The organism is Synechococcus sp. R50.1 (assembly GCF_047462115.1).
In the GTDB taxonomy this organism is placed as follows: Bacteria; Cyanobacteriota; Cyanobacteriia; order Thermostichales; family Thermostichaceae; genus Thermostichus.
The window spans coordinates 23,569-30,455 of record NZ_JANSIN010000031.1 but is presented as its reverse complement, the minus strand read 5'-3'; the positions used below and the strand labels follow the sequence as shown (position 1 = coordinate 30,455).

The following is a 6,887-nucleotide window of genomic DNA, read 5'->3' as shown; positions in this document are numbered from 1 at the left end:
CTTGGTCTACTATATCCCTCTCAATGACTTTTGCCAAACCGCCTAAAGCTCAGTAAATTCAGCAAAGTTCAGGGTTTCGGGGGTTAGAGGCATGCTCTCGCGAGGGTTCTGCACACTTCGCGAGCAGCCCAGGCTTTTCAACAGATGATTCAAAGCAGCTTTTTCCAGCAACACCAGCCATAGCCGGTGCAACTGTGTCTCTCGCATAACGGATCCCAGTGATTGATTTCAGCGAAACTGTAGAGAGCTTGTGAAGGCAGCAACAAGAAACGTTAAAGAGAACACAAAGTTGGCAACGGAATGTTGGCAGTGTTATCTTCAAGCGCGGTTGACCTACCGTCGCTGAGCCGGTTGACTGTTGCGCCTTTTCCCTGCCGTCCAACTGATCGACAACTGGAGCGCAAAACTCCTGCTACCCTGGTTGAATGATGGTTTCGTTCCTGGTTGAGGTAGAGGGGAATTTGACAGATGAGCAGGTGCGGGAGGGATTCCACGCCCTCTCTGACCCGATTCGCCTGCGCGTGCTGCAACTGCTGCAGGGGCGTGAGTTGTGTGTTTGTGATCTCTGCGAGGAGCTGAAGGTGAGCCAATCCAAGCTCTCGTTTCACCTAAAAACCCTGCGGGATGCGAAATTGGTCAATGCTCGCCAGCAGGGGCGCTGGATTTACTACAGCCTCAACCCACCCGGTTTTCAGCTCCTGCAGCATTTTTTGGATAGATTGGGGCAAGCTGGCCCTGTCAAGGCCGCAGTTCCCTGTGTGGAAGACCTCTAAGGCGCGCAGGGATCCCAAAATGTCCCTAGAAAAACTGTCGGATCCCGCCCTTGTACATTCCGAAGACGGGCTTGCTGCAACACAAGAAATTACAGATGTGAATGGTGTTCCCTGCTGGCAACCCCAGGGATCCCGGCGGGTCAACTCGGAGAAAATGAGGATCCCATCTCCTAAAATCCATCAAAGTTCCCTGACACCAGCTCCCCTGTTGCTTAGTTAGGATTGATACAAGAGAGGTGGGAACAACATGATACGTGAACAGCGAGAAGAGTTGGAACGCATCCACCGAGCACACCTGTGGAATCGTCTCAAAGAGCGGGTGAAACGCGCCCAGTTGAATCCATCTCTGCTGGCTTTGCTGGCACGAGAGGCTTTTGAGTTGGGCTTCCCCCTTCCCTCTTTATCTGACCAACCCCAGGTCAATTCCCCTGCTGAGCAGCCCCAAGATGGAAGTCATCATCGCCGCACTCGGTGAGTCCACCCTCTCTTCTGGCCGAGAAAGCGGGCAGCCACGATCATAGGAGAATTTCTCTCCAGAGACTCTCAAAGCAGCTAGTCTAGGCAATGATTTTGAATAAATCAGAGCCCATGATGAACACCGCCGAAGCCCTTCAGATTCTCAACCTTCCGCCGGACGCAACCGAGCGGCAGATCCGGGGGCGACTGTTTCAGGAATACCAAACCCTCAGTACTGCCCTCGCAGAACTGGAGGACGAGCGACAAAGACCCTTGCTAGAGGCGCAACTGGCGCGGCTGAATGAGGCGCGGGATGTATTGCTTAGCGGGGGATCCCAGGCTGAGAAGGGTTTGTCTTGGGTCAGCCCAGAGGACTTGCCCCCCCAGGTGATTGTGCTGCTTTACCAAGCCAATGGGCAGGAGGGAATCTGCACGCGCCAGGTTGGGGGTCAAGATATCGTCATTGCTTTCGAGAGCTCGTTTGCGGCAAGAAAATATGCGCAGCGGTTGGCTCAACAGGGACTGCCCAAGCCCGTGGCAGAACGCTTTGACACGCAGGAGATCGTCGATTTTTGCCGCAGCGGAGGGTATGGGTTGATGGTGGTTCCGGCCAGCGAAACGCTGGAGCCCCTACAAGAAAGCACGGAAGCTGCCCGTGATTGGCAGGGCAGGTCTTGATGCCGTTTGGCCTCGATCCACTTGCGTTAAGGGTGCCCTCGATGATTAGTGTGGAACCGATCTCCGCGGACGAGTTTCGCCAGCTCATGGCCGCCGATCTGGACGCTTGCTGCGAGGCCTTTGATTTGCGGGCGGAGTACCTGCGTCTGCAGCAACAGCGGCTACGCTCCTGGGGCATGCTGGCCTTTGGTTTGATAGCAATAGCCTTGGTCATCTTCTTGGGGATGCGGGATCCCGGCTCTTGGGTGTCCTATACCGCGGCTGCCGGGATCCTACTGCTGCTCCTGTTGGGGATCCTGAGAGTCAGCCTGCGCTTGGGAAAAAGCCTGCATCGCATCCGCCAGCGTTGGCAGGAAGCCCATCTGCTCAACAGCACCCCTGAGATGATGAAGTTTGCCACCGATCTGGCCCGCAAAGTAAAAGACTACAACCACTGGGTCAACGAGCTCCAACAATCCCTGCAGGGGGGGCAGCATTGGCGGGATTTTCGGCAACTCAGTGAGGCTGAGCAAAAGTACATCCAGTCGCTGTTTTTGCAGGTGCGGGCCCAACTGGTGATGGCCCTACAGGTGTGCCGAGCTTTGATCGAGGATCCACAAGCCTCTGTGGCTCAGTATCTCAACCAAATGGTTGCCCGGGATCAGCAACTGCTGGAGCAGTTTACCGCCAAAAACCTGACCGCCAACCGCTACGTGACCTTGGCTCGCCAGCTATCTGTGCTGGAGGAAGATTTGCAAGCCCAGCTCAGAGCCTTGGGATCCCGATGATACCCTGTTGGAGGTGTCCAGCAGCGTACTCATGGGCAGTAGAGGCACTCGAAAATTGTACGGCCTGTTGCTTGCCGGCGGACTGGGCTTGCTGGGATGCGGGGATCCGAATGTACCCCTGACCCAACCCCCTCCCGATGCTTTTCGGGTCAGCACCCCACGGCCACCGCGCCTGGATCTCTATCCCACCCCACCACCCACGCCAACTCCTACGCCGACACCACCCCCCAGCTTGCTGGAGATCACGGCCCGTTGGTTGGGGATCCCTTGGCCTCCCCAGCGGCAAGAAACCAGCCCAGTGAGGTTGAGCGCCCGCTTCCTGGATATCCCCCTACCTCCCAAGCCCCGCCGCTCCGCCAGCCCCTCACCTCAGCCTTCCCCCAGTTCGGAAAGAGAAGAGAGAAAGCAGCAAGGCCGCGAAACCTAGTCCGCACCGCTGGCCTCTGGGGATTTAGGCGCCTACGGTCGCCGGCTCCGTTTCTCGAACGCGCAGCTTTTCACAGGGGATGGTATCCGCCAGAATAGAGCTGGCCATCATACCCGTGTGAATCTCCAGTTTGGCTCCAGGCACCGCTTCAAAGAGCAGCCGCTGGCCTGGAAAGACCACCCGCTCAAAGTACCAGTTTTCGATATTCGTGATGCGAACCACCTGAATGGAGCTGGTCGCATTGATGTAGCTACAGGTTATTCGCTCTGCTCGTTTTTTATCGGGGATTGCATCGAGTGTTTGCATAATTCAGATTACCAGCCCACGTTGCTCAGCCTACCATCTACCCTAACACCGTCTGGGGATCACTGCGGTAGTCTGCGATACGGCGATCCCAACTGGCAGAAATCAATCCTGGAAAAAATAACTTCTGTATTTTACCTTACTGTTTCGATTTCCAAGAGGGTTCTGCAATTCGAGGAAGATTTGAATTAGGATTTTTCCCCAATATGGGACAATTTCTCATAGAAAATCTCCGCAGAGTAGTAGTCAAGACTACACTTTTAAGCTGCCTTGGAGTTTGGGGATCAGGGCTCTTGGATCCTCGATCCCGTCGTCGGCTGCGGCGAGGATTGGCCGGGATCCCAGTTCAGGCCCTCCACCCGCAGCTCCAGAGCCCCCGACTGGCGCACCGGATTGTATTGCAGGCTGAAGCCATAGGTGCGGCGGTCGTAGCCCAGGCGATAGACGACATCCACCTGCTGGCCTGACTGCAAATCTACCGTCGTCTCTGCCCCCACCCGCAGCGGGCCGTACAGTTGTTGCAAAAAGCCCAGGACGAGCTGTTCCCGCGTGGTGATGCGGTCAAACAAAAATGGCGAGGCTCCGGCCAAAAAACCGTTGGAGTAGGTCACCCTCAGGTTGGTGTAGTCGAAGGTATCGGCCACAAAAGCCCCAATCACCGCATCAATGCCAATACTGCCGGCAGTATAGCTCTGGGCTCGGCCATTGGAGTAAAAAGACTGGCTGCTGCTCACACCGGTGCTGAGCCAGATCCCTTGCTCGATGGGCAGAGCGGAAAAGCGGGGTGGGGGATCCGCCGCCGTCTTGGGAGGGCTCCAGAGGGGAAAGGAGCGATTCAAGGTTGCCCCCAGTTGCAGGCGGGAGAGCTGAATGCGGTCGGTGGTGTTGGCTAAGGCCAACTCCGGATCCGTGTCGATTTCATCCGGCTGCCCCAAGGCATCAATGTAGTCGGCGGCTATGCGGTAGCTGAGATCCAAGCCGGTATTGCCCAGGCGGAGGGTGGGTGAGCGGTAGCTGGCACCGAGGCGGTTTTCCACAATTTGAAACCCCAGGCGACCGCTGAAGAAGCGTTCCCGATAGGCGTAGGTGTAGGCGACTTCTCCGCCATCGCCGGTGGTGATGCGGTGTTCGACCTGAGCTCGCAAGCGCTGAGCAAACTCCTGGAAGACGATCCCCCGCAGCTCGGCAAACAGGGAGGTTTGGGCATTCGCCTCCGGTTGCCGCCAACGCAAATCGGCCCGCAGCCCGATCCCATCCAAAAGGCCCTGCTCACTGCCCCAAAGACGTTGTGGATACAGTTGCGGGGAGAGCACCAAGCTCACGTTGGGATCCCGCAGCAGCTCGATGTTGGACTGGAGGATCAAGCCGCGCCGCAATTCTTCCCTGTCGAAATCATCGTAGAAGATGCTGACCGGAGGCTGACGGTTTAATGAGTCGAAGCGCAACCGAATGGGCAGAGGCAGAAACAAGACCTGGTCGAAGGCCAGTTGGCCGGCCTCGGCAATCAAAAGGCTGGAGCCATCGGCTTGCAGGGTGGAGGTCACCCGTGGGCTACGAATCTCCAACTCCGGCGGATCCAGCGGGTCGTTGGTCAGCCGCACCTGTTCTCCTTCCCAGGTGTTGGCATCGAAGCGGATGCGAACGGCACGAAAGCGCACCAGCCGCTGCGGAGAGAGGGCGGCTGCCGGGGATCCACTGGCCTGCAACTGGCCAATATCCACCTGCCCGAAGGCCTCTTCCAAAAATCCCCGCTCTTGCTCAAAGTCGTACTCCAGCCGGGATCCCTGGATGCGCTGCCGATCCAGTTGAATAGAAACATTGCCCTCGGCCACAGCCCGCCGCTGTCGCAGTTCAATGCGCAGGCGATCCGCCCGCAACACAGAGCGGCCCAGCCGCATCTCCACATTGCCTTCTGCTTGGAAGACTTCCGCCCGTTGATCGAAGGTTTGCCGGTCAGAACGCAGCCGTAACGTTCGGTCGGCAACGGCGCTGAGGTCAGTCGTATCCATGGGCTGAGCGCCCCCCTTCTTCTGGGACTCCACCTGAGCCGCAGTAGGGCCGGCAACTGCTAACCCCAGCACCCCCAAGCAGAGCCAGAGCAACCGCAACCCTCTCATAATCACCCGGCGCAAAACTTCAACACAGATCCCCTACGGCTTCCCCAGCCCGCTAGCTTGTGGCCAACTGGGAAAGGTTGAGGACTCGGTTGAGCTTGCCGCTGCGGTAGCCCTCCAAATCGAGACTGACATAGAGATAGCCGAAGGATTGCAGGGCCTTGACCAGCGCTTCCAGATTGGTTTTCTGCACAAACTCCACGATCTGATCCGGAGGAAGTTCGATGCGGGCGGTGTCCTTCTCCGAGCGCACCCTGACCTGCCGCCAACCCAAGCTGCGCAAGTAGCGCTCCGCCGCTCCCACCCGACGCAGCTTCTCAGGGGTGATTGCCTCCCCGTAGGGAAAGCGAGAGCTGAGGCAGGGTTGGGCCGGTTTATCCCACCAAGACAGCCCCAGGTGGCGAGACAATTGCCGCACCTCCAGCTTGCTCATCCCCACCTCCGCCAAAGGGGAACGCACGCCGCGCTCCCGAGCTGCCTGTGTCCCCGGTCGGTAATCGGCCAGATCGTCGGCATTGAGACCATCCACCACATGGTTATATCCCTGGGCTTGGGCCAACAGGCGCAAGGTATCGTGCAAGTGACTTTTGCAGAAGTAACACCGGTTAACAGGGTTGGCGGCGTAGCCCGGATCTTCCAGCTCGTGGGTTTCGACGATCTGATGGCGGATCCCGATTTGCCGAGCCTGCTGAATTGCTTCTTCCAAATCTTCGGGCAGCAGCGAAGGAGAAGCAGCGGTGACGGCCAGGGCCCGCTCCCCCAGCTGATCGCAGGCCAACTTGGCCACCAGGCTGCTATCAACCCCCCCAGAGTAGGCCACCAAGACCTGCTCCATCTCGGCGAAGATCTGGACAAGCTGCTGGAACTTGTGCTGCAGGACGGGATCCCACTCCAGCAGGGGGTTGGCCGCTATTCCTCCCTCTCCCGGGGGGAGAAGGTCGAGACGAGAAGCGGTTGGGTCTTGGGTTGTGTTCATGAAGCCAGGAGATGCCAAACGTTTGGAGAACCAAGCAAGGGCACCGTCTCGCCACCGCCGGCAGGAGAAAAGCCGGTTGCTATCAGGGGCAGGGATCCCCCCTCTTTCTATTCTTTCCCAGAGATCCCTGATTTTCCAACGCTTCCCTCCAGCTTGGGATGCGGGATCCCTCAAGGAAAAGTAGACAATTGGGCAATCTATCCGTAGTCCGCTCACCCGCTGTCGCGATGGTGCTATGCCTCCGGCACCCTACCGGGAACCGCACCGCTTCGCGATACGCTGAATAAGATGGGTTGCAGTGGCCCCTTATAATTTTTTCTGGGTTCTCTGCCGCAATTGACCTCACAGCTTTTTCCGGCGACACTTGCTACAGCCAATGCAGAGATCTCTCTT

General features: G+C 57.8%; 9 protein-coding genes. 5 read left to right on the top strand and 4 right to left on the bottom strand.

The window, feature by feature from the left end; translation table 11 throughout:
* Positions 1 to 42: 42 nt before the first annotated feature.
* Complete coding sequence (locus NW870_RS09015) at positions 43 to 207, bottom strand: hypothetical protein (protein WP_414374938.1); 165 nt, start codon at positions 205 to 207, stop codon at positions 43 to 45.
* 221 nt (positions 208 to 428) lie between these two features.
* Here NW870_RS09015 and NW870_RS09010 point away from each other — a divergent pair, with 221 nt between their 5' ends.
* The 5 genes from NW870_RS09010 (at position 429) to NW870_RS08990 (ending at position 3,101) form a co-directional block, all read left to right on the top strand.
* Positions 429 to 773 (top strand): ArsR/SmtB family transcription factor, encoded by a 345-nt coding sequence (locus NW870_RS09010; protein ID WP_414330075.1) that lies wholly within the window; start codon positions 429 to 431, stop codon positions 771 to 773.
* Between the two features lie 247 nt (positions 774 to 1,020).
* Entirely contained in the window at positions 1,021 to 1,248 is a 228-nt protein-coding gene (locus NW870_RS09005) for a hypothetical protein (protein WP_414374937.1), read from the top strand.
* A gap of 113 nt (positions 1,249 to 1,361) precedes the next feature.
* Positions 1,362 to 1,907 (top strand): DUF3110 domain-containing protein, encoded by a 546-nt coding sequence (locus NW870_RS09000; RefSeq protein WP_414374936.1) that lies wholly within the window; start codon positions 1,362 to 1,364, stop codon positions 1,905 to 1,907.
* Between the two features lie 41 nt (positions 1,908 to 1,948).
* Positions 1,949 to 2,674: a hypothetical protein gene (locus NW870_RS08995; protein WP_414374935.1), complete on the top strand. Its 726-nt coding sequence runs from the start codon at positions 1,949 to 1,951 to the stop codon at positions 2,672 to 2,674.
* 31 nt (positions 2,675 to 2,705) lie between these two features.
* Complete coding sequence (locus tag NW870_RS08990) at positions 2,706 to 3,101, top strand: hypothetical protein (RefSeq protein WP_414374934.1); 396 nt, start codon at positions 2,706 to 2,708, stop codon at positions 3,099 to 3,101.
* Positions 3,102 to 3,125: 24 nt separating this feature from the next.
* On the opposite strand, the gene NW870_RS08985 is transcribed toward NW870_RS08990, so the two are convergent.
* The 3 genes from NW870_RS08985 to larE all read right to left on the bottom strand — a co-directional run bounded on the left by NW870_RS08985 (position 3,126) and on the right by larE (position 6,494).
* Positions 3,126 to 3,407: a DUF1830 domain-containing protein gene (locus tag NW870_RS08985; protein WP_414343190.1), complete on the bottom strand. Its 282-nt coding sequence runs from the start codon at positions 3,405 to 3,407 to the stop codon at positions 3,126 to 3,128.
* Positions 3,408 to 3,688: 281 nt separating this feature from the next.
* Positions 3,689 to 5,521 (bottom strand): DUF3769 domain-containing protein, encoded by a 1,833-nt coding sequence (locus NW870_RS08980; RefSeq protein ID WP_414351973.1) that lies wholly within the window; start codon positions 5,519 to 5,521, stop codon positions 3,689 to 3,691.
* A 52-nt stretch (positions 5,522 to 5,573) separates the two neighbouring features.
* On the bottom strand, positions 5,574 to 6,494 hold the full coding sequence (gene larE / locus NW870_RS08975) for an ATP-dependent sacrificial sulfur transferase LarE (RefSeq protein WP_414332028.1): 921 nt from the start codon (positions 6,492 to 6,494) through the stop codon (positions 5,574 to 5,576).
* Between the last annotated feature and the right edge of the window lie 393 nt (positions 6,495 to 6,887).

Bases quoted from the DNA above. Each gene is read 5' to 3' on its own strand.
- NW870_RS08985 (WP_414343190.1), bottom strand. From the start codon at position 3,407: ATGCAAACACTCGATGCAATCCCCGATAAAAAACGAGCAGAGCGAATA.
- NW870_RS09010 (WP_414330075.1), top strand. From the start codon at position 429: ATGGTTTCGTTCCTGGTTGAGGTAGAGGGGAATTTGACAGATGAGCAG.
- larE (WP_414332028.1), bottom strand. From the start codon at position 6,494: ATGAACACAACCCAAGACCCAACCGCTTCTCGTCTCGACCTTCTCCCC.
- NW870_RS09005 (WP_414374937.1), top strand. From the start codon at position 1,021: ATGATACGTGAACAGCGAGAAGAGTTGGAACGCATCCACCGAGCACAC.
- NW870_RS08990 (WP_414374934.1), top strand. From the start codon at position 2,706: ATGGGCAGTAGAGGCACTCGAAAATTGTACGGCCTGTTGCTTGCCGGC.
- NW870_RS09000 (WP_414374936.1), top strand. From the start codon at position 1,362: ATGATGAACACCGCCGAAGCCCTTCAGATTCTCAACCTTCCGCCGGAC.
- NW870_RS08980 (WP_414351973.1), bottom strand. From the start codon at position 5,521: ATGAGAGGGTTGCGGTTGCTCTGGCTCTGCTTGGGGGTGCTGGGGTTA.
- NW870_RS08995 (WP_414374935.1), top strand. From the start codon at position 1,949: ATGATTAGTGTGGAACCGATCTCCGCGGACGAGTTTCGCCAGCTCATG.
- NW870_RS09015 (WP_414374938.1), bottom strand. From the start codon at position 207: ATGCGAGAGACACAGTTGCACCGGCTATGGCTGGTGTTGCTGGAAAAA.